We start from the raw sequence: 21,933 nt of genomic DNA, 5'->3' as shown, positions 1-21,933 counted from the left end.
GGCTTCGACGACACGTCCCGCCGCAAGAATGCGACGGAAGCACCATGGCGGACGGAAGGAAGCAGTGAGCGAGAAGGACCTGTACTCGGCGATCCTGACCGTGTTGCAGTCGCATTTCGACAGCACCGGAGCGCCAAGGTCGGCATCACACGCCGTGCAGGCTCACCAGGTCGGCCAAGACGCCCTGAACGACTGGTTGTCGGCGAAACTGCCGCCCCTGTGAGACCGGCCAAGGCAGTCCTGCTCGGGTGGGCACTGCTGAGCCTGTCCGTTGCCGCACCGGCGGCAGCGAGTCCCGCGGGCCAACCCGCCCAGTGGATCGTCGTCGGGGTGCCCGCAGCGCAGTCCACCACGGGCACCTTGACCGCATTCCAGCGGATCGGTCAGCAGTGGAAGGTGGTGCTGGGCCCGGTGCCCGCCAAGGTAGGCGAGCTGGGCGTCGGCGCTCCCGCCGACGGCGTTCGCCGCACTCCGGTAGGAACGTTCACCTTTGACCAAGCCTTCGGCCGCCAGCCCAACCCTGGCACCAAGATGCCCTATTTTCAGGCCACTCAACAGGATTGGTGGGACGAGGACGCCCGATCACCCAGTTACAACACCCACGTGCGTCGCTCGGGCAGCCCGTCGTCCATCGCGGAGAACCTCTACGATTCCGGACCTGTCTACGATTACGCGGTCAACATCGCGGTGAATCCCCAACGCATTCCGGGTCGGGTGGCAGGCATCTTCCTCCACGTCTCCGACGGCAGCCCCACCTGGGGGTGTATCGCCATCGGCCGCGACGACATGCGCTCCGTGCTGAACTGGCTCGATCCCTCCGCGTCACCGGTGATCACCGTCGGCGTCGCGACGCCGTCGCTGACCGCGGCGTCCACGTCGTGACCCACCCGGATTAGAGCGCGGTCACCGTTCCCGTCAGGTGTGGATCGCCCTTCTTCAGGTTGCGCAGGGTCAACTGCCAACCATCGGAGATGCGGTCGACATACAGGCCGGCCTGCGCGGGCAGCACCACCGGCTTCGCGAACCGCACAGAGTACTTGACGGCGTCCGGCAGCTGACCCTCGATGTTCGACAGAACCGCTGCGGCACTGAACATTCCGTGTGCGATCACGGTCGGGAACCCGAACAGCTTCGCGGCTATCGGGTTGGTGTGGATGGGGTTGTGGTCCCCACCGACCGAGGCGTAGTGCCGGATCTGCCCCGGCGTGATGCGCAGCACCGCATTCGGCGGGCCGGGCTTCGGCTGCTTCTGCGGTGGCGGCTTCGGCTCATCGGACAGGCTCGTCCTCTGTTGATGCAAGAACGTCGTCACCTGATGCCAGGCCTGCTCGTTGCCGACCTTCACGTCGGTGACAACGTCGACCAGCAGGCCGCGCCGGTGCTCGCGCAAGTTCTCCGCGTGCACCTGCGCCGAAACGGTGTCGGTCACCAGGATCGGCCGGTACTGCGTGATGTGGTTTTCGATGTGCACCGAACCCATTGCGGCGAAAGGGAAGTCGAACCCGGTCACCAACGACATCACGGTCGGGAACGTCAAGGCGAACGGATACGTCAGCGGCACCTCGTCGCCGAACTGCAACCCCGTCACATTGGCGTACGCCGCAACGTTGGCCGGATCGATACTCAGCTCGTCGACACCCAACGTGCGCTCGGGCAGTGTGTCGCCGCGCGGCACGAACGGCAGTGCGCCCGTCGCGGCGCGCACCAGATTCATCAACCCCGACGGTTGCGTCACGTCACGCTCCCAACCACGCCTGGCCGCACACCCGGATGGTGTTGCCCGTGACGGCATTCGACGCCGGGCTGGCGAAGTACGCGATGGTTTCGGCGACGTCGACGGGTTGCCCGCCCTGGTACAGCGAGTTGAGCCGACGACCCACCTCACGGGTGGCCAACGGAATCGCCTCGGTCATCTTCGTTTCGATGAAACCGGGCGCCACCGCGTTGACGGTGATTCCCTTGTCCGCGTACTCCGCCGACAGCGTGTCCGTCAGCCCGATCATGCCCGCCTTGGTGGCCGCATAGTTGGTCTGCCCGCGGTTGCCCGCGATCCCGGCCATCGACGACAGCCCGATCACCCGGCCACCCTCGGCGAGGCTTCCGTTGGCCACCATGCCCTCGGTAAGCCGAAGCGGCGCAAGTAGGTTCACGGCAACAACGGAATCCCAGCGGGCTTCGTCCATGTTGGCCAGCAGCTTGTCGCGCGTGATGCCTGCGTTGTTGACCAGGATGTCGGCGCGACCGTCATGCACCTCGCGCAGATGCTCGGTGATCTTGTCGACGGCGTCGTCCGCGGTGACGTCCAGCGTCAGCGCGGTGCCGCCCACCTTCGACGCCGTGATCCCCAGCGGCTCCGCCGCCTGCTCGACGTCGATGCACACCACCTTCGCCCCGTCGCGGGCAAACACCTCCGCGATCGTCGCACCGATGCCGCGCGCGGCCCCCGTCACGATCGCCACCTTGCCGTCCAGCGGCTTGTCCCAATCGGCGGGCGGTGCCGAGTCGGCGGCGCCCACCCGGAAGACCTGGCCGTCGACGTAGGCCGACTTGCCGGACAGCAGGAACCGCACGGTCGACTCGAGCCCGGTGGCCGCGGGCTTGGCCTCCGGCGACAGGTACACCAGGTTCACCGTGGCGCCGCGCCGCATCTCCTTGGCCAGCGACCGGGTGAACCCCTCGAGCGCCCGCTGCGCCACCCGCTCGTGCCCGTTGTCGACGTCCTCGGGCGTCGTGCCGATCACGACGATGCGCCCGGAGGCCCCGAGGTTGCGAAGAAGCGGTGTGAAGAATTCGTACAACGCCTTGAGCCCAGCCGGTTCGGTGATGCCGGTGGCGTCGAACACCAGCCCGCCGAACGAGTCGGCCCAGCGCCCGCCGAGGTTGTCGGACACCAGGTCGTAGTCCTCGGCCAGCGCGAGGCGCAGCGGCTCGACGACGCGGCCGCCGGCTGAGCCGGCAATCGAGCCGGAGTCGCCGATCAGCAGCGTGCCCGCCAGCGGCTGGTCACCGGGCTGGTACCGGCGCAGCGTCTCCGGCTGCGGAATACCGAGCCTGTTGGCGAGGAACGATCCGGGCGCCGAGTGGACGATTTGCGAATACAGATCGGAAGCCATGGGGAGAACTTACTCCAGAGTAAGAAGGGTGCGTAGTATGGGGTTCATGGCTAGTGATACCCACCGACGCGTCGCCATCCTCGGCGGCAACCGAGTCCCCTTCGCGCGGTCCGACGGCGCGTATGCCAACGCCTCCAATCAGGACATGTTCACCGCGGCGCTCGGTGGGCTCATCGACCGCTTCAACCTCGACGGCGAGACGCTCGGCGCGGTGATTGGCGGTGCGGTGCTCAAGCACAGCCGCGACTTCAACCTGATGCGTGAGTGCGTGCTCGGCAGCTCGCTGTCGTCGTACACGCCCGCATTTGACATCCAGCAGGCGTGCGGCACCGGCCTGCAGGCGACCATCGCCGCGGCCGACGGCATTGCCGCGGGTCGCTATGACGTTGCGGCCGCAGGCGGGGTGGACACCGCATCGGACGCGCCGATCGCGTTCGGCGACGACCTGCGCCGCGTGCTGCTCGGACTGCGCCGCTCGAAGTCCAACATCGAGCGGCTCAGGCTGGTCGGCAAACTACCCGCGTCGCTCGGCATCCAGATCCCGGTCAACAGCGAACCGCGCACCGGCCTGTCGATGGGTGAGCACCAGGCCGTCACGGCCAAGCAGATGGGCATCAAGCGCGTCGACCAGGACGAGCTGGCCGCCGCCAGCCACCGCAACATGGCCGCCGCTTACGACCGCGGATTCTTCGACGATCTGGTCACCCCGTTCCTCGGGCTGTACCGGGACAACAACCTGCGCGCCGACTCGTCAGCGGAGAAGCTCGCCAAGCTGAAGCCGGTGTTCGGGGTTCGCAACGGCGACGCGACCATGACGGCGGGCAACTCGACGCCGCTCACCGACGGCGCGTCGGTGGCACTGCTCGCCACGCCGGAGTGGGCCGCGCAGCGCGGCATCGAGCCGCTGGCGTACTACGTGGACGCCGAGACCGCAGCGGTCGACTACGTCAACGGCAAGGATGGCCTGCTGATGGCGCCCACCTACGCCGTGCCGCGGCTGCTGGCGCGAAACGGCTTGAGCCTGGGCGACTTCGACTTCTACGAGATCCACGAGGCGTTCGCCTCGGTGGTGCTGGCTCACCTGCAGGCGTGGGAGTCCGAGGAGTACTGCAAGGAGCGGCTCGGCCTCGACGCCGCGCTCGGCAGCATCGATCGGTCGAAGCTCAACGTCAACGGCTCGTCGTTGGCCGCGGGCCACCCGTTCGCCGCGACGGGTGGGCGCATCGTGGCTCAACTGGCCAAGCAACTTGCCGAAAAGAAGAAGGAGACCGGTCAGCCGGTCCGCGGCCTGATCTCGATCTGCGCGGCAGGCGGACAGGGCGTCGCCGCAATTCTCGAGGCCTAGAAAAAACTTCCACAGCGTTGTAACGGGCCGGTGGGGGCACTCGATAGACCTGATAGCTCCGTGTTGCCGTCTGACCCCCCGACCCGACGGCAACACGGGGCTCTTACTTTTCGACACAGAGTGCTTCGATGGTGCTCATGAAGATCAGCCTGACCCTCGTCGGATTACTCAATGACACGGCGGGCGGCTCGCCCGTCGACGCCACGATCAAGACCCTCACCGCGCTTCGGGACGAGGGATTTCGACGGGTGTGGATGGCCCAGCTGCCCTACGACCCGGACCTGACCACCATCCTCGCCGTCGCGCTGCACGAGGTGGACACCATCGAGGTGGGCTCTGGCGTCATCCCGATCCAGGTGCAGCATCCGACGCAGCTGGCCCAGCGCGCGCTGACCTTGAACGCCATCTCCGGCGGGCGCTTCACGCTGGGCATCGGCATGAGCCACCGGATGATCACCGAACAGATGTGGGGGGTGTCCTGGGACAAGCCGGTGCGGCAGATGCGCGAATACCTCGACGGACTGCAGCCGCTGCTTGCCGGGCAGGCCGCCGACGCCACCGGGGAGTTCTGGACCACGCGAGGCGCCCTGCAGATTCCCGGGGTGCCGACGCCACAGCTGTACATCGCCGCGCTCGGCCCGCAGATGCTGCGGCTGGCCGGACGCCGCACGTCGGGCACGCTGACCTGGATGACCGGACCAAGGACGCTCGCCGAACACGTCGGCCCCGCCCTGCGTCAGGCCGCCGGCGAGGCGGGCAGGCCGGAGAGCGCGGTTGCCGTCGCCGCATCGCTGCCGGTGGCCGTTACCGATGATGTCGCGGGTCTGCGGGCGCGGGCGGCCGAGGAGTTCGCCCTCTACGGTCAGCTGCCGTCGTACCGGGCGATGCTCGACCGCGAGGGCTACGCCGGCCCCGAGGACGCCGCGATCATCGGCGACGAGAACACCGTTTCCGACCGCCTCGACGAACTGGCCGCTGCGGGCGTCAACGAGTTCGCGGCGGTCACGTTCGACCCCTCCGCTGAGGGGCGTGCGCGCACCCGTGCGCTGCTGCGAACCAGGGACGAATAGACCCAAAATCGACCCTGGTGTGGCCGGGCTCACAAGCGTACGATCGATCGCACGACGGGTTCGGGAGTGACCGATCCAAAGTGCCGGTGAGAGGCGAAAGCCGGACGCGCGAGATTAATGAGACGCCCTCAAATGTCCTCCCGAACCCGCCCTATTTGTCTGTGAGGGTGTGCGGGAGTTGCGGTTCCGCTAGGCCAGCATCGACGCCAATTCGCTTCGTGGTACCGAGATTTGATGTGGTCCGTTGTTGTCGGCGACGACTTCGTCCTCGGCGAAGAAGAAGATCACCGCATCGTCGGTGATCGCGAAGTTGCGGTACGTGGTGGCGTCGAGATCGTCGCGCACCGGTACGTCCGAGTGCTTGGCTAATTCGCGTTGGACAATGGTGTTGAGCACCTCTGTCGGGTCGGTCCCTGGCTTGAACAGCGTGTCGATGGTGATCGGTGCGTGCCTGCCCTCGTCGTAGTTGAACGCCTGGTATGAGGTGCCAGGTGATCCTCGTGCGCGAAACCGGTGTCGTCGATGACCGTGAGCACCAGGCTTCGGGTACCGGAGGACTGGTAGGTCTTGGCGGTGACGTCGTGCATATATTGGCGACTGTCGCCGCCGAACTTGGTGACCCAGTTCAGGAAATCCGCACGGCCCTGCTTCAGGTGATCGGCAACGGCCTGCTGGTCGGGGTAGCCCAGCGGAAAACTGATGTCGATCGCATACGCCGTCGTGGTGGATTGCACGTGGCACACCTGGTCGACGTCGACCGTTCCGCCCAGGCCCTCACACGTCGATTGCGCAGTGGCCGACGGCATTCCGGCTACCAACGCCACGACGGCGGCCGCTGTGATCAGCATGCTCTTCACAGTCGTTCACTCCTGACCGGGGTAGAGTCGCGCGCCGCTCACCCCGCCGCCGTTGACCGGCGGACCGAGTAGCACGGTCGAGGTGTTGGCCGCCGGGTCGTAGGTCAGCAGCGACGTCGTGCCACCACAGCCCACCTTCGCGAGCAACAGCAGCTTGTCTGCGCTCGCGCCTGCCATTTCGATGCTGTTGGAAACCCCTGGTACGTCGACCCGCTTGGTGTGCATGTCAGGTGTCAAGCGGGACAAGAAGATTGAACCGCAAGCACCCTGCGACTGAAGAAACGTCCCACTGGGAAGTTGGAAGGCGACCCCGTCGTCGAGGTCACCGCCGAAGCCGGGGTCGTCCTGCTGGCTCGAGTTGACGGCGGTAAGGGCAGTCGCAGCCCCGCCGTCGACGGGCACTTTCCACAACTGCTTTCCCGCATCGTTTCCGCAATGCGCGAGGAGCACGGTCGCAGTCCACCACCGCACCGGTTCGCACTCGGCACCGGACATCGGTGAGGGCAGCCTGCGGATGAGCTTGCCGTCGCTGCTGTTCATGACGACCATGTCGCTGGCCGACGGCGTGGCGCCGCGACTGCCGATGGTCGTGGTCCCGAGAACGAGCCGCGTCCCATCCGGCGACTGGAGATAGTGACCGTTGAAGTGACTTGCGCCTCCCAACGAAGCCGTCGGATACGACTGCTGCTCGTGTCCGGACAGGTCGATGCGCGTCAACGTCGCCGGTTCGTCAACGCCATTGTCGGTCGACACCAGCAACGCCTTGCCGTCGGGACGCGCATATCGCGCATATCCCTTGACCGCCGGTCGGGTCCGAGAGGCCGTCCGAGGGAAGCGGAGTCGGCGCGGTGGCGCCGGCCGCGAGCTTCATCAGCTGGCGGGAGGAATGGTCGGCGAGGTAGAGATTTCCCACCCGGTCGACGGCCGCACCCCAGGGCTGACCGAGGTGTGTGAACGGCAGCACCACCTGCGGGGTGTACGACACGACCGAATTCCGCGCAGGGCGGTTGGTAACCATCGCCTTGATGCTGACGCCTGCCGCGACCGTGAGGATCACGAGTAGGCCGAGCATTATCGGAATCGTCACGCCGCGGCCGGCGCGCCCCGTTGTCGACGAGACAGCTGTCATTGCAAGGGCCTTCCATCACTGACGCGTTGTTGCGACAAGCGTGCGGAAGCGGCCTTGGTGAATTCTTGGTCACCCAACGCAAAAGGCCCCGGGAAGAGACCGGGGCCTTTTGCGTACGAAGCGGCTTAGAAGGCTGCCTCGTCCAGTTCCATCACCTCGTTGTCGAGGTTCTCGATGATGCTGCGGGTGCTGGTGAGCAGCGGCAGGAAGTTCTTCGCGAAGAACGATGCCACCGCGACCTTGCCCTCGTAGAAGGCGTGATCGGCACCGGACGCCCCGGCGTCGAGCGCCTCGATGGCCACCGCGGCCTGCTGCTGCAGCAGCCAACCGATGACCAGGTCGCCGACGCTCATCAGGAAGCGCACCGAACCCAGGCCCACCTTGTAGAGCTCGGCCGGGTTCTCCTGCGCGGCCATCAGGTAGCCGGTCAGGGTGGCGGCCATGCCCTGGACGTCCTCGAGTGCCGTGGCCAGCAGTGCGCGCTCGGCCTTGAGCCTGCCGTTGCCCTCCTCGTTCTTGACGAAGGACTCGACCTGGCCTGCCACGTAGGCCAACGCCTGACCCTTGTCCCTGACGATCTTCCGGAAGAAGAAGTCCTGCGCCTGGATGGCCGTGGTGCCCTCGTACAGCGAGTCGATCTTGGCGTCACGGATGTACTGCTCGATCGGGTAGTCCTGCAGGAAGCCAGAGCCGCCGAAGGTCTGCAGGCTCTCGGTCAGCTTGGCGTACGCCTGCTCCGAGCCGACGCCCTTGACGATCGGCAGCATCAGGTCGTTGACCCGGACGGCGAGTTCGGCGTCCACATCGTGCAGCGCCTTGGCGACCGCCGAGTCCTGGAACGTGGCGGTGTACAGGTACAGCGCGCGCAGCCCCTCGGCGTAAGCCTTCTGGGTCATCAGCGAACGACGCACATCGGGGTGGTGCGTGATGGTCACCCGTGGCGCGGTCTTGTCGGTCATCTGAGTCAGATCGGCACCCTGCACACGCTCTTTGGCGTACTCCAACGCGTTCAGGTAGCCGGTCGACAGCGTGGCGATGGCCTTGGTACCCACCATCATTCGAGCCTGCTCGATCACGTCGAACATCTGGGCGATGCCGTCGTGCACCTCGCCGACCAGCCAGCCGACGGCGGGAACGCCGTGCTGACCCAGCGACAGCTCGCACGTGGCCGAGACCTTCAGGCCCATCTTGTGCTCGACGTTGGTGACGAAGACGCCGTTGCGCTCGCCCGGCTCACCGGTCTCGGGGTCGAAGTGGAACTTCGGCACGAAGAACAGCGAAAGACCCTTGGTGCCCGGGCCTGCGCCCTCGGGGCGGGCCAGCACCAGGTGCATGATGTTCTCGCCGAGGTCATCGGCGTCACCGGAGGTGATGAAGCGCTTCACGCCGTCGATGTGCCAGGTGCCGTCGGGCTGTTGCACGGCCTTGGTGCGGCCCGCGCCGACGTCAGAGCCCGCGTCGGGCTCGGTGAGCACCATGGTCGCGGTCCAACCGCGCTCCGAGGCCAGCACGGCCCACTTCTTCTGCTCCTCGGTGCCGAGGTTGTACATGATCTGCGCCATGCCCGGACCCATCGCATACATGTAGGCGGCGGGGTTGGCGCCGAGGACATGCTCGATCAGTGCCCACTGCAGCGCGCGAGGCATCGGCATGCCGCCGAGCTCCTCGGCGAGGCCGATCTTGTCCCAGCCACCGTCGAACAGCGCACGCATGGACTTCTTGAAGGGCTCCGGCAGAGTCACCGAATGCGTCTTGGGGTCGAACACCGGCGGGTTGCGGTCGGAGTCGGCGAAGGACTCTGCGATCGGGCCCTCGGCCAGCCGGGCGATCTCGCCCAGCATCTCCTTGGCCGTGTCGGTGTCCAGTTCGGCGTATGCACCCTCACCGAAGGCCTTGTCCACGCCGAATACCTCGAACAGGTTGAATGCCTGGTCGCGGACGTTGCTCTTGTAGTGGCTCACGGTTCCTCCTCGTCGAGTTAGCCACATGTGGTTGGGTACTTTGGGCTAAGTTACCCACCAGTAACTCGCCCGAACTATACCCATCAGTAACTACAACTCAAACCCTCCGCCAGTAATTTCCCCCGGCTAAGTAACCAGCCGGTTGGTCGGGCTGCCATAACCGCAGTTGACAGGTGTCTGAGCAGGCGGTTTGCCGCATTGTGAGGTTGGTCACGGAGGCCCTCGATAGGGTGTCCGGATGCTTCGGGTCGCGGTGTGGGGAACAGGAAACATGGGGTCGACGGCGATCCGGTCAGCAGTGGCATTTCCGGGCGTGCAACTGGTCGGCGTCATCACCTCGTCGGCTGACAAAGACGGTAGGGACGCGGGCGCGTTCGCGGGTCTGGAGGCCGACACCGGCGTGACCGCCAGCACCGACGTCGACGCGGTGTTGGCGCGCTGCGACGCGGTGGCCTACATGGCGTCCGGCGACATCCGGCCCGACGACGCCGTCGCCGACATCGTCCGGTGTCTGTGCGCAGGCAAGCACGTCGTCACCCCGTCGCTGTACTCGCTCTACGACCCGCGTTCGGCGCCACCCGAATGGGTGCAGCGGCTGACCGAGGCCGCCGAGGATGGCGGCGGCTCGCTACTGGTCAGCGGGGTGGACCCGGGCTGGGGCAACGACGCGCTGGCCATCATCGCCGCGGGACTGTGCACCCGGATCAACGCCATCCATTGCCAGGAGATCTTCGACTACTCCACCTACGACCAGCCTGAGGCGGTGCGGCTGCGCTGTGGTTTTGGGGGCACTATGGACGACACCCCGATGATGCTGCTTCCTTCGATCCCGACCATGGTATGGGGCGGCAACATCCGACTGATCGCCCGCGGCCTCGGCTTGGAGATCGACGAGATCACCGAGGAAGTCGAGCGGCTGCCGCTGGAAGCGTCCGTCGACACCGTCATGGGCCGCTTCGAGAAGGGCACCCAGGGCGCCTTCCGGCTCAAGGTGATCGGCAAGGCGAAGGGCCGCGAACGAGTCATCATCGACCACATCACCCGCATTCACCGGTCGTGTGCCCCGGACTGGCCCTACCCGGACGAGGGCGTCGGCGACCACCGGGTCATCGTCGACGGCGACCCGCGGCTGACCATCGTCAGTCGCGCCGACGTTCCCGGCGGTACGCGCGCCGACGGCGGCAACACCACCGCCGCCAACCGCCTGCTCGGCGCCCTCAACTGGTTGGCCGAACAGAAGCCGGGCATCTACGACGGCCTCGATGTGCCGATGCAGTCCGTGCTGCCGCCCGAGGTGGAAGCTGGTCGGTGGGCTGACTGACAGCGGCCAACTCCGCCAGCGGCCAACTATGCCGAAACTGCGAACAGATCGCGCTTTTCTGGAAATAGACGATCTGTCCGCAGTCTCGACGACTCGATGTCATTCAGTCTTCCGCGTCGGGCAGCTGATTCACCAGATACTCGGCCAGCCCGCCGATGGTGGGGTAGTCGAACACCGCGGTCGCATTGATCGTGAACGCGCCGCCGAACTGGCTGTGCAGCCGGTTGCGGAGTTCGATCGCCATCAGCGAGTCCGTGCCGAGGTCGAGGAACCGACTGCTGGCAGCGGGCGGTTGCGCCAGCCGCAGGAAGTGCTGCACCTCTCGTTGAAGGAACTCGGTGACGAACGCGGCCCGCTGAGGCACCGGGATCTCCTGCAGCTGTTTGAGCAACTCGCTGTCACCGCTCACCTCACCGGCCGCGCTCGGCAACACGAGGTCGAGGATCGGCGGCCGCGAACTGCCGAGCAGCTTGGCGGCGCGCTGCCAGTTGGCCTTGAGCACCGCAGCCTGCCCGGTGCCGTTGGCCACCACCTCGGCGAGCGCGCCCAGCGCGGCCGACGGGTCAAGCGGAACCAGGCCTTGGGCACTGATATTGGCGATCGCGGCGTCCGATGAAGCCATGCCCCCCTTCGCCCATGGACCGAAGTTGACGCCGGTGGCAGCCAGACCCTGCGCCCGCCTCTGCGCGACCAGACCGTCGAGCAACGCATTGGCGGCCGCGTAGTTGGCCTGCCCTGGCGAACCGAACAGGCTCGACACCGATGAGGACACGATGAAGAAGTCCAGCTCGTCGCTCTTCGTCAAGCGGTCCAAGTGGAGCGCGCCAAACGCTTTGGGCGCCAACGTTGTCCGGAATCGCTCGACGCTCTGTGTAGACAGCAGCGCGTCGTCGAGCACGCCTGCCAGGTGGACGACTCCGGCGAGTGGCGGCAACTCCGCCCGAATCTTCTCCAGCAGCGCCGCCACCTCGGACTCGTCGCCGACATCGGCCGCGTGAACGTGGATTCGGCACTTGTAGCGCTCGGTGATGTCGTCGATCGTGCGTTGCGCATCCGCGTCGGGTGCGCGTCTGCTCGCCAACACGATGTCGCCGGCGCCGAGCTGGGCGAGGTACGACGCCGTGTGCAAGCCGATCGCACCCAGGCCGCCGGTGATCAGATAACTGCGGTCCGCTCGCGGCTGAAGAGGATTCGGTATCTGCACCACGATCTTCCCGATGTGCCGCGCCTGCTGCATGCGGCGGAATGCGTTCCTCGCCTCCGTCAGCGGGTAGATCTCGGCGGGCAGCGGCGTCCACTGGCCCTCGGCCAAGCCCTGCGACACCTCCGTCAACAGGGCACGAATGCGCTCGGGCTCTTGGAGGGTCACCGTGTCCAGCGCCACGATTTCGTAGGCGATGTCCGGACGGACGGCGGCCATCTGCTCCGGCGTCCAGATGTCGCGCTTGGCGATCTCCGCGAAGCGGCCGTTCTGCGCGGTGGCCCGAACGGTCGCCTCGAGGAAGCCCTCGTTGGTCAGGCTGTTGAGCACCACATCGACGCCCGCACCATCGGTGTCCGCCAGGATCTGATCGGCGAAATCCGTTGTGCGCGAGTCATACACGTACTCGACACCCATCTTGCGTAGCGTCGCGCGCTTGAAGGTGCTCGCAGTGGCGAAGACCGTGGCGCCGCACCGCTTGGCCATCTGGATAGCGGCAAGGCCGACACCGCCGCTGGCCGCGTGCACCAGCACTTTCTCGCCGGGCTTGAGCTGCGCCCAGTCGAATGCCAGTCGAACCGTCAGCGCCGCAGCGGGTATCGTCGCGGCCTCCACCGCACTCACCCCGTCCGGAATCGGCGCCAGCAGTTGCGCGGGCACGTTGAACCGGCTGGAGAAGGCGCCCTGCATGAAGCCGTAGACGCGCTGACCCACCTCGAGCTCGACACCATCGCCCACTTGCGTGACTACACCGGCGAAGTCGCCACCGATCGGGCCGGGGTCACCCGGATACAGCCCGAGGACGTTGAGCACGTCACGGAAGTTCAGGCCGGCGGCCTCGACGCGGACCTGCACGTAGCCCTCGTTCGGCGGCGCGACGTCGCGTTCGGTCAGCCGAAGGTTGTCAATCGCACCGCGTTCGGTGGGGGCAAGGGCGAAGTCGCCTGCCCGCGGCACGCTGAGGTTGCCGCTGCGAGCCCACGGCAACAATCGGGAAGCAAGCAGCTTGCCTTGCCGCAGAGCCAGTTCCGGTTCCTCGACAGGTGTGCCGAGCAGGTTGGAAAGCAGTTCTACGGCCTCCGGTGACCCGTCGCAGTCGACGAGTTTGGCGCGCAGCGCCGGTTCCTCGTTGATCGTGGTGCGCCCGAATCCCCACAGCGCCGCCTGCACCGCATCGACCGACTCGCCAGACTCGGTGGCCACCGCCCGCTCGGTGACGATCCACAGCCCGTTTGGCAGTTTCAGGCCGCCCTGCACCGCGTGCACGGCGCTGAGCAGGTTGGCGATCTCCGTTTCCAGCCGCGTGGCGGCATCGGTGGCCGACTCGTCTGCGCGCAACGCGCTGCTTCGCCAAACCACGCCGGAGAATCCCATCCCGCGCTCGTGCGCCTGCGCCAGCACCTGGCCCAACGGTTCCGGGTCGATGTTGCGGTCGAACGGGATGCAGCCGGGCACCTTGGCGGCCAAGTCGTCGAACCCGGCGATCAGCCACGTGCCGTTCGCCGCCGCGGGCTCGTCGCTGGCCACTGGCACCTCATGCCAGCCCACGGTGTAAAGCAGCCGGGCGGCGTCGCCGCCGAGACCGCGCAACAACGCCTCACGGGGCGCTCGTTTGACGGTGAATTCACGGATCCCGCCCAGGTGCTTGCCATTTCGGTCCAGATAATCGATATCGAAGACCTGTGTTTCGTTGTCCAGCGGGCTCTCGTGCCATTTCGCACGGCAGTAGAACCGCCGCGGCATCTTCTCCAGCAGTGACACCTGTCCGTACCGCAACGGCAGGAATAGATCGCTGACGCCCTGTTCGGCCGCGAGCAGCGCGGGGAAAGCCGGGAAGGCGACACCGGTGCACAGATCCATCAGCACCGGATGCATCGGCTCGGTTCCGAGCTGTTCTGCGAGTTCTTCACCGACCATGATGTCGCCGATGGCCTCGCCGTCACCGAGCCACAGCGACTTCAGTGAACCGGACCACGTCGGTCCCCACGCCAGCTCGAGGTCGGCGAACGTCTCGAACAGCTGCTGCGGACGCATGCGTTCCATGCGCTCGACGGCGTCGTCGACCGAGTCGCTGGCGGGTCCCGCCTCGTCAGTGCCGTCGCTGACGCCACTCACGACGGTGCCTTCGGCGTTCAGCGCCCACTCGGCGCCGCGTTCGCCGTACGGTCGGCTGTGCACCTGGAAGCGCAACTCGCCGTCAGCCTCCAACGGATGCAGTGAAAGCTGTACCTCGCGGGAACTCTTCTCCGGCAGAATGATCGGCTCGTAGAAGAAAACGTCCTTCGCACGCGCCGGGGTACCGAGCGCGGCCAGCGCCATCGCTGCGTACGTGGCGCCGGGGACGACGACAGTTCCGTAGATGACGTGGTCGGCAAGCCACGGCTGGGATTTGACCGACAACCTGCTGCTGTAGACGGAGTCGCCGGACGCGAGTTCCTTTCCGCTGCCGAGGATTCCTGAGGTGACTGGACCGTCGACCGTGATCGCGGACGTCTTGGGCCAGAACCGCCGACGCTGGAATGGATAGGTGGGCAGTTCGAGAACCCGGCGCGAACGACCATGCAGTGCAGCGAAATCGGGTTGGTGGCCGCCGACATAGGCCGTGGCCAGCGCCTCGGCGATCTGGCGTCGGTCGCCGACTCCCTTGCGCAGCGAGACGATCGCCCTCGGCGCGGCCAGATGCTCAGGCCACACCTGCACCGCCGCCCCGGTCAGGACCGGCTGAGGACCGATCTCCATCAGGATCGTGCAGCCAAGCCCCGCTGCGGTGCGCACACTCTCGGCGAACTGCACTGGTTGACGGGAATGCCGCCGCCAGTACTGCGCGTCCATCGGGGTCTGCGGGGTGAGCACCGCGCCGGTTCGGTTGCAGACCAGCGGCAGCGTCGGCGTGGCGAATCGGAATTGTGCTGCGTACGACTCGAATTCGTCGAGCACCGGATCCAGCAGTTCCGAGTGGAAGGCATGGCTGGTCTGCAGCCATGTGCAACGTATCGCGTCCTCCTCGAACCGGGTGACGACCTTCTCGAGGTCCTCGCCGGGACCCGAAAGCACGGTGTTGGGCCCGTTGTAGGCGCCGACCGAGATTCGCGGGAACTCGCCTGCGACCTCTTCCACCTGCTTGGGGTCGGCGAAGACCGCCACCATCCGGCCGCCACCGGGCAGGCTGCCGAACAACCTGCCGCGCTGGGCGATCAACCGGGCGCCGTCTTCCAGGCTGAAGACTCCAGCCACGCATGCCGCCGCATACTGGCCGACGCTGTGGCCGAGCACCACGTCGGGCTCGATACCCCAGGACTGCCAGAGTCGAGCAAGGCCCATCTCGACGGCGAACAGGGCGGGCTGCGCAAACGATGTGTCCCGCAACGCTTCCGAAGCCTTGCCGGCGGTCTCGCGATCGGTTGCGAACATCACGTCGAGCAACGGACGCGGCAGGATGTCCTTGACTGCCTCCGCGCAGCGGGTCACGGTGTCGGCGAACACCGGCTCCGCGGCGAAAAGCTCGCGGGCCATGCCGGGATACTGGCTGCCCTGCCCGGTGAACAACCACGCCGTCGTCGGGCGGTTCGTGTGCTCACCGCGCAGCACGCCGGACCGCACCCGGTGCTCGGCCAGATCGGCGAGGCCCCCGCACGCGCCATCGATCGACTCCACCACCAACGCGGCGCGATGTTCGAAGTGCGAACGGCCCGTCCCTGCCGTCAGGCACACCTCGGTGAGGTCGACGTCAGGATGGGCGGTCAGCCACGTCTGGTAACGACGCGCCAACTCTGCCAGCGCTTCCGGTGAGCGGGCGGACAGCGCAAGCACGTTGAAAGGCTGCTGATCGGTGTCCCCTTCGGCGAGTGCCGGTTGTGGTGGTGCCTCCTCGATCAGCACGTGCGCGTTGGTGCCGGTGAACCCGAAGGAGCTCACGCCGGCGCGCCGCGGTCTACCGTTGGAGCGCCACGGTGTCGGCTCACCGACGACCTGCACTGGCAGCGAGTCCCACGGAATGTGTGGCGACGGCGTATCGAAGTGCAGGCTCTTCGGCAACAGCTCATGCTGCAGCGAAAGCACGACCTTGATCAGTCCCGCTGCCCCCGAGGCGGATTCGGTATGGCCGATGTTGGTCTTCACCGAACCCATCAGCAGCGGCCGTTCGGCGTCACGCGATTCGCCGTACGCGGCAGCTGCCGCCTGCACCTCGATCGGATCGCCGAGCGGGGTACCCGTCCCGTGCGCCTCCAGATAGTCGACGTCCCCGCCGGTGAGACCGGCGCGAGCTAGCGCGGTCCCGATCAGCCGTTGCTGTGCACCGCCGTTGGGAACCGTCAAGCCACTCGAAGCGCCGTCCTGGTTGACCGCGCTGGCGGAGATGACCGCGCAGATCCGGTCGCCGTCTCGCTGCGCATCGCTGAGCCTCTTGAGCACGAGGACACCGCAGCCTTCGCTGCGCACATAGCCGTCGGCGGAGGCGTCGAAGGTCTTGCACCGTCCGACAGGAGAAAGCATTCTGGCCCGCGACGCGGCGATGACCGTCACCGGGGAAAGCAAGACGTTCACCCCGCCTGCCAACGCCATGTCGCAGTCCCCCGCGTGCAGCGCTTGGCAGGCCTGATGGACGGCGACCAGTGCTGAACTGCACGCGGTGTCGACCGCCACCGCGGGACCTTCGAGTCCGAGCGCGAAGGCGACGCGACCGGAGATCGCGTTGAGCGCATTGCCGGTGATGAAGTAGGGCTCGATCTTGTCGACCGACTCCGACGACAGCAGATGGGCATACTCGTTGGCCGCCACGCCGGCGAAGACGCCGGTTCGACTGCCGCGCAGTTCGGCAGGTGAGTACCCGGCCCGTTCCAATGCCTCCCATACGGTTTCGAGCATCAGCCGCTGTTGCGGCTCGATCCAGACGGCCTCACGAGGGGAGATGCCGAAGAATTCGGGGTCGAATCCGTCGACTCCGTCGAGGAACCCGCCGAAGCGGGTGTAGGTCTTGCCTACGGTCTCCGGGTCCGGGTCGTAGAATTCGTCGATGTCGAAACGGTCTTCGGGGACTTCGGAGATCGCATCGATGCCCCCAGACAGCAAGTCCCAGAACGCATCTGGGTCGGGCGCTCCCGGGAATCGGCACGACACCGCCACAATGGCGATGGGTTCGTCCGTGCGTGTGGTCACCATCGACGTCCGCGCGGGTGCTGATGCCTGCTCGCCGAGGTCGAGCACATCGTGCAGCAGATAGTCGGCCGCATCGGACAATCGCGGATGATCCATCACCAGGGTGACGGGTATCTCCTTGCCGACCGCTTGTTCGATGCGCCGCCGCAACTCCACGGCCATCAGCGAGTCCATGCCAAGGTCGAAGAATCCGGCGTCCTCCCGGATCTCGGCCGCATCGACGCGCGTCACCTCTGCCACCGCATCACGCAGGTGGTCGGTCAGCAGCCTCTTGCGTTGCTGCACAGGCGCATTGGTGAGCCGCTGGACGAACTCGGTCTTCCCCGACGGTGTCACAGCCGGGGAGGCATCGGGGACCTCACGTTCCAACTCGACAAGGAACGCCCGCCTACCTGCCTGTTGGTACAACGGCAGGAAGCGCGCCCAGTCAACCCGTGCCACCACGCCTTGCGCCGACGAAGCCGCCACCACATCGGCCAGCCCGGCCAGCGCGTCGGCCGGTGGCAGCGTGCGGATTCCGCGCTGGTCCAACCGCGCACGAGAGTCCGCATCGGCCATGCCCGCGGACCACGGACCGAAGTTGACGCTGATGCCGGCGATGCCCTGTTCGCGCAGCCGCCAGGCCAGCCCGTCCAGGAATGCGTTGGCTGCGCTGTAGGCCGTCTGACCGAACCCACCCCATACCGAGGCGATCGACGATGTGGTGACGAAGAAGTCCAACTGCAGATCATTGGCCGCTTCGGCTAGATGCCAAGCGCCCCAGACTTTTCCAGCGAAAACTCGATCCAGTTCGCTGTCGTCCAGATCGTTGAGCACGGTGGTGCTGACCTCGCCCGCGGCGTGCACGATACCGGCCAGCGGTGGTAGCTCGGCCTGCACGATGGTCAACAGGCGGGCGACATGATGCGCGTCGGCCACATCTGCGGTGACAACGCGGAATTCGCAACCGTGCTGGTCGGCCAGCGCGTCGATGCGCTGCTGTGCGGCGTCGCTGGGTTCCCTTCGGCTGGTCAGCACCAGATGCCGGGCGCCGTGCGCGGCCAGGTACCCGGCGATCTCGAGGCCCACCGCGCCGAGGCCGCCGGTCACCAGATACGTTGCGTCATGCCGCAGTTTCATCGGGGTGCCGCTGGGTGCCCCGTCCCGACGGACCAACCGGGGCACATAGACCGCCTCACCACGAAGTGCGATCTGGTCCTCTCTGGCCGTCGAGTCGTGCGGCGTGGTGACCAGGTCGACGAACTGTGACCATTCGTCGGTGCTGCCGTCCGCCACATCGACCAGTCCGCCCCATAACTGCGGAAGCTCCAGCGACGCGGCGCGACCGAATCCCCACAGGCAACTCTGCTCCGGTGCCACCGTGTCGGTGTCGGTGACTCGAAGTGCACCGCGGGTCACCACCCAGATGGGCACTTTCGATTCGGCGGCGGTCGCGGCGCGCAGCAGCCGCCGGGTACCACCCAGGATCCGATGTTGCATTCGCAGCAGTGACCGCATCGACGGCGCGGTCCCGCCGTCGAGCGCCGAGAGGTGCACGATGCGAAGCATCGAATCCTCCACCGCCGCAGCGCGCAACGCGTCGGCAAGCTTCTCCTCATCGGGGTCCGACATCGGCAGCGCTAGGACCCGATGCGTGTGGCCCCGTGCCGTCAGCACGTCGACCAGAGGCCCAACCGCCTGGGTGTTCTCACCGATCAGGATCCAGGTGGATTCGGCGGGGCCGCCCGCGCCCGCGACCGGCGCAGCCGACTTCTGCCAGCGGAACTCGTAACGGTCGTTGGTGATCGACTGGGTTGTACGCTGCTGATTGTGTTGTGCAGCAAGCCTATTCAGTACATCGACGGTCTGGCTGTCAGCATCGGCACCGTCGAGTAGGCTGGCGAGTTCCTCGATTCGGCCGTCCTCGAGTAGGCGGACGGCATGCGTGCGGGTGGCATCGCGGAGTTGTTGGTCGGGGCGCTGCCGGTCGGCTGCCAAATTGTCGCGGAACCAGTACTGACGTCGCTCGAACGGATAGGTGGGCAGGTCCACCTTCTGCGCGTGCGCGTGACCGAGAGCGGCGAAGTCGGGCAGATGGCCAAGGACATACGCGTCCGCGAGGGCCTCGGTGATCTGCCGTTGGTCGGCGGTGGTCGGTCGCAGGGAGGTGATCACGCGCGGCGCGCTGGCCGGGTCCGGCCATGTGCCGAGGGCCGCGGCGGTCAGCACGGGTCGAGGACCGATCTCGAGCAGCACCTTGCAGTTCAGGTCAGCAAGGGTGCGCACACTCTTGGCGAATTGCACTGGTTGGCGCGCGTGGCGACGCCAATAGGCGCCGTCGAGTTTCACGCTCCTGCCGAGCGGGGCGCCCGTGCGGTTGTCGATCAACAGCTTCTGCGGCGCACGGAAGTCGAATCGATCCGCGTACGACTCGAATTCGTCGAGGATCGGTTCCAACAACGCGGAGTGGAACGCGTGGCTGGTCTCCAACCAGTCACACCGCACTCCGTCGGCGGCCAGCGCGGCGACGGCCTTCTCCAAATCCTGTGCGGGCCCAGACAATACGGTGTTGGCCCCGTTGTAGGCGGCCACCGACAGGTTGGGGAACTCGTCGGTCAGACGCTCCACACGGTCTGCGGCGGTGAACGCGGCGACCATCCGGCCACCCGTGGGCAAGCTACCGAACAGGCGGCCCCGCTCGGCCATCAGCAGCGCGCCGTCCTCGAGCGTGAACATGCCCGCCACGCAGGCCGCGGAATACTGGCCGACGCTGTGGCCGAGCACGACGTCAGGCTCGAGCCCCCACGACTGCCAGAGCCGGGCCAAGCCCATCTCCACGGCGAACAGCGCGGGCTGTGCGTGGGAGGTCTGCCGCAGCGCGGCCTCGCCGTCCTGGCCGTCCGCCTCGAAAATCAGGTCAGTCAACGGCTTTTCGAGGACATCGGCGACCGCGGCCGCGCACCGATCAACTGTCGCGGCGAACACGGGCTCGGTGTCGTACAACTCCCTGGCCATGCCGGGGTATTGGCTGCCCTGGCCGGTGAACAGCCACGCCGTCTTCGGTGTGTCGTGGACTTCACCGCGTACCAGACCGGGCGCTGGACGATCGTCCGCGAGCGCACCGAGTAGCTCGATGGCAGCGTCTCTGGAACTGACCACCAACGCCGCCCGGTGCTCCAGATGAGCGCGTCCCGCTCCGGCCGTGAAGCACACGTCGGCCAGCGTTGCCTGGGGGTGTGCGTCCAACCAGTCGCGGTACTCGTCGGCGAGTTGCACCAGTGCAACGGGGGTGCGGGCCGAAATCGGCAGGATGCTGAACCGGCGCTGGACGGGCGCCGGGGCTTCCTGCGCAGGTTGTTCGGGTGCCTCTTCGAGGATCACGTGAGCATTCGTCCCGGCGAACCCGAAGGAGCTGACGCCCGCAATCCGCGGTCGGCCGTTGCGTTCCCACGGTGTGGGCTGTCTGACCACCTCGACCGGGAGCCGATCCCAGGGGATGTGGGGCGACGGGTTCTGGAAGTGCAGGTGCCGCGGCAGCAACTCGTGTTCCAGCGACAGCACGACCTTGATGACACCCGCGATGCCGGCTGCGGCTTCCAGGTGTCCGATATTGGTCTTGACCGAGCCCATCAGCAGCGGCTGGCCCGGTTCACGCCCGGCGCCGAGCACCTCACCCGCCGCCTGCGCTTCGATCGGGTCGCCAAGCGATGTTCCGGTGCCGTGCGCTTCCAGGTAATCGACGTCGCTGGGTCGCAGGCCGGCTCGCTTCAACGCGTCGGCGATGACTCGTTGCTGCGCAACGCCGTTCGGCACCGTCAAGCCGCCCGATGCGCCGTCTTGGTTGATCGCGCTTCCGCGGATCACAGCTCGGATCCGGTCGCCGTCGCGGACCGCGTCCTCGAGGCGCTTGATGACGACGACACCGCATCCCTCGCCGCGCACATAGCCGTCGGCGGCCGCGTCAAAGGTCTTGCACCGGCCGTCGGGTGACAGCATCTGCGCACTCGAGAACGTGATCATGGTCGCCGGGGTCAGCAGGACGTTGGCACCACCTGCCAGCGCGAGGTCACATTCGCCCAACCGCAGCGCTTGGCAGGCCTGGTGAATGGCCACCAGCGACGAACTGCACGCCGTGTCGACGGCGACCGCGGGCCCCTGTAGCCCCAACCGGTAGCTGATCCGGCCCGCGGCGGCGGCGTTCGACGTCCCGATGGCCATATAGGCCTCGATCTCGGGATAGGACAGCTCGTCCGAGGCCATGCCGAGGTAGTCGTGGGTGGCCAGGCCGACGAACACTCCGGTGTTCGTATTGGCCAGCGCCGTCGGTGCGGTGCCCGAATGCTCGACGGCCCGCCACGCCGTCTCCAGCAAAATACGATGCTGCGGGTCCATCAGTCTGACCTCGCGTGTCGACATGCCGAAGAACGGCGCATCGAAGCCGGTGACGTCGTCGACGAAACCCGCGCGACGGGTCACCACCTTGCCGGGCGCACCGGGTTCGGGGTCGAAGAACTCGTCGACATCCCAGCGGTCTTCTGGAACCTCCGATATCGCGTCGCGACCCTCGCGCAGCACGTCCCAGAACTCATCGGTGTCCCTGGCACCCGGCAAACGAGCTGCATAGCCGACGATTGCGAAACGCGTGGCCGGCTCGAACGGATGTTCGGCAGCTCCCATGCAGCTGTCCTCCTTGCATTGGCGATCAAAAGGGACTCACACGGGACGCCTGTCCCGCAGGAAAACGGCCTCTCCCCAACAGGGCAGTGATCCCCTCGACCGACCACTATTGCATGCGCGTCC

At 66.7% G+C, this 21,933-nt stretch carries 13 protein-coding genes; 5 read left to right on the top strand and 8 right to left on the bottom strand.

What is annotated here, in order from left to right; genetic code table 11:
• The first annotated feature begins 64 nt into the window (after positions 1-64).
• Together ACGFK1_RS26135 and ACGFK1_RS26130 are read left to right on the top strand one after the other, a co-directional pair.
• Positions 65-223 carry a hypothetical protein gene (locus ACGFK1_RS26135; RefSeq protein WP_393436357.1) on the top strand — a complete coding sequence of 53 codons (159 nt, stop codon included), beginning with the start codon at positions 65-67 and terminating at the stop codon, positions 221-223.
• On the top strand, positions 220-882 hold the full coding sequence (locus tag ACGFK1_RS26130; RefSeq protein WP_393436354.1) for a L,D-transpeptidase: 663 nt from the start codon (positions 220-222) through the stop codon (positions 880-882). The genes ACGFK1_RS26135 and ACGFK1_RS26130 overlap by 4 nt, the downstream gene beginning before the upstream one ends.
• Positions 883-892: 10 nt before the next feature.
• On the opposite strand, the gene ACGFK1_RS26125 is transcribed toward ACGFK1_RS26130, so the two are convergent.
• Together ACGFK1_RS26125 and ACGFK1_RS26120 are read right to left on the bottom strand one after the other, a co-directional pair.
• Positions 893-1,735 (bottom strand): MaoC/PaaZ C-terminal domain-containing protein, encoded by an 843-nt coding sequence (locus ACGFK1_RS26125; protein WP_393436351.1) that lies wholly within the window; start codon positions 1,733-1,735, stop codon positions 893-895.
• Between the two features lies 1 nt (position 1,736).
• Positions 1,737-3,113: a 3-oxoacyl-ACP reductase gene (locus ACGFK1_RS26120; protein WP_393436348.1), complete on the bottom strand. Its 1,377-nt coding sequence runs from the start codon at positions 3,111-3,113 to the stop codon at positions 1,737-1,739.
• Between the two features lie 37 nt (positions 3,114-3,150).
• On the opposite strand from ACGFK1_RS26120, the gene ACGFK1_RS26115 reads away from it, so the two are divergent.
• Together ACGFK1_RS26115 and ACGFK1_RS26110 are read left to right on the top strand one after the other, a co-directional pair.
• Complete coding sequence (locus ACGFK1_RS26115) at positions 3,151-4,458, top strand: acetyl-CoA C-acetyltransferase (RefSeq protein WP_393436345.1); 1,308 nt, start codon at positions 3,151-3,153, stop codon at positions 4,456-4,458.
• Between the two features lie 137 nt (positions 4,459-4,595).
• Complete coding sequence (locus tag ACGFK1_RS26110; protein ID WP_393436619.1) at positions 4,596-5,528, top strand: TIGR03564 family F420-dependent LLM class oxidoreductase; 933 nt, start codon at positions 4,596-4,598, stop codon at positions 5,526-5,528.
• A 189-nt stretch (positions 5,529-5,717) separates the two neighbouring features.
• On the opposite strand, the gene ACGFK1_RS26105 is transcribed toward ACGFK1_RS26110, so the two are convergent.
• From ACGFK1_RS26105 to ACGFK1_RS26085, 5 genes are all read right to left on the bottom strand, one after another.
• Positions 5,718-5,924, bottom strand: coding sequence for an RsiV family protein (locus ACGFK1_RS26105; RefSeq protein ID WP_393436342.1), 207 nt, complete (start codon positions 5,922-5,924; stop codon positions 5,718-5,720).
• Complete coding sequence (locus tag ACGFK1_RS26100; RefSeq protein WP_393436339.1) at positions 5,894-6,376, bottom strand: hypothetical protein; 483 nt, start codon at positions 6,374-6,376, stop codon at positions 5,894-5,896. The genes ACGFK1_RS26105 and ACGFK1_RS26100 overlap by 31 nt, the downstream gene beginning before the upstream one ends.
• Before the next feature lie 15 nt (positions 6,377-6,391).
• Positions 6,392-7,138 carry a hypothetical protein gene (locus tag ACGFK1_RS26095; protein ID WP_393436336.1) on the bottom strand — a complete coding sequence of 249 codons (747 nt, stop codon included), beginning with the start codon at positions 7,136-7,138 and terminating at the stop codon, positions 6,392-6,394.
• Positions 7,116-7,457, bottom strand: coding sequence for a hypothetical protein (locus tag ACGFK1_RS26090; protein WP_393436333.1), 342 nt, complete (start codon positions 7,455-7,457; stop codon positions 7,116-7,118). Before ACGFK1_RS26090 ends, ACGFK1_RS26095 begins: the two co-directional genes overlap by 23 nt.
• Before the next feature lie 182 nt (positions 7,458-7,639).
• Positions 7,640-9,475 (bottom strand): acyl-CoA dehydrogenase, encoded by a 1,836-nt coding sequence (locus ACGFK1_RS26085; RefSeq protein ID WP_393436331.1) that lies wholly within the window; start codon positions 9,473-9,475, stop codon positions 7,640-7,642.
• Between the two features lie 238 nt (positions 9,476-9,713).
• Between ACGFK1_RS26085 and ACGFK1_RS26080 the strand changes: the two genes are divergently transcribed.
• Complete coding sequence (locus ACGFK1_RS26080; RefSeq protein ID WP_393436328.1) at positions 9,714-10,796, top strand: dihydrodipicolinate reductase; 1,083 nt, start codon at positions 9,714-9,716, stop codon at positions 10,794-10,796.
• Between the two features lie 103 nt (positions 10,797-10,899).
• Here ACGFK1_RS26080 and ACGFK1_RS26075 read toward each other — a convergent pair whose 3' ends face one another.
• Complete coding sequence (locus ACGFK1_RS26075) at positions 10,900-21,810, bottom strand: type I polyketide synthase (protein WP_393436325.1); 10,911 nt, start codon at positions 21,808-21,810, stop codon at positions 10,900-10,902.
• Between the last annotated feature and the right edge of the window lie 123 nt (positions 21,811-21,933).

Source organism: Mycobacterium sp. NPDC048908 (assembly GCF_043197955.1).
GTDB lineage: Bacteria > Actinomycetota > Actinomycetes > Mycobacteriales > Mycobacteriaceae > Mycobacterium.
This window is presented reverse-complemented; position numbering and strand designations above follow the sequence as displayed.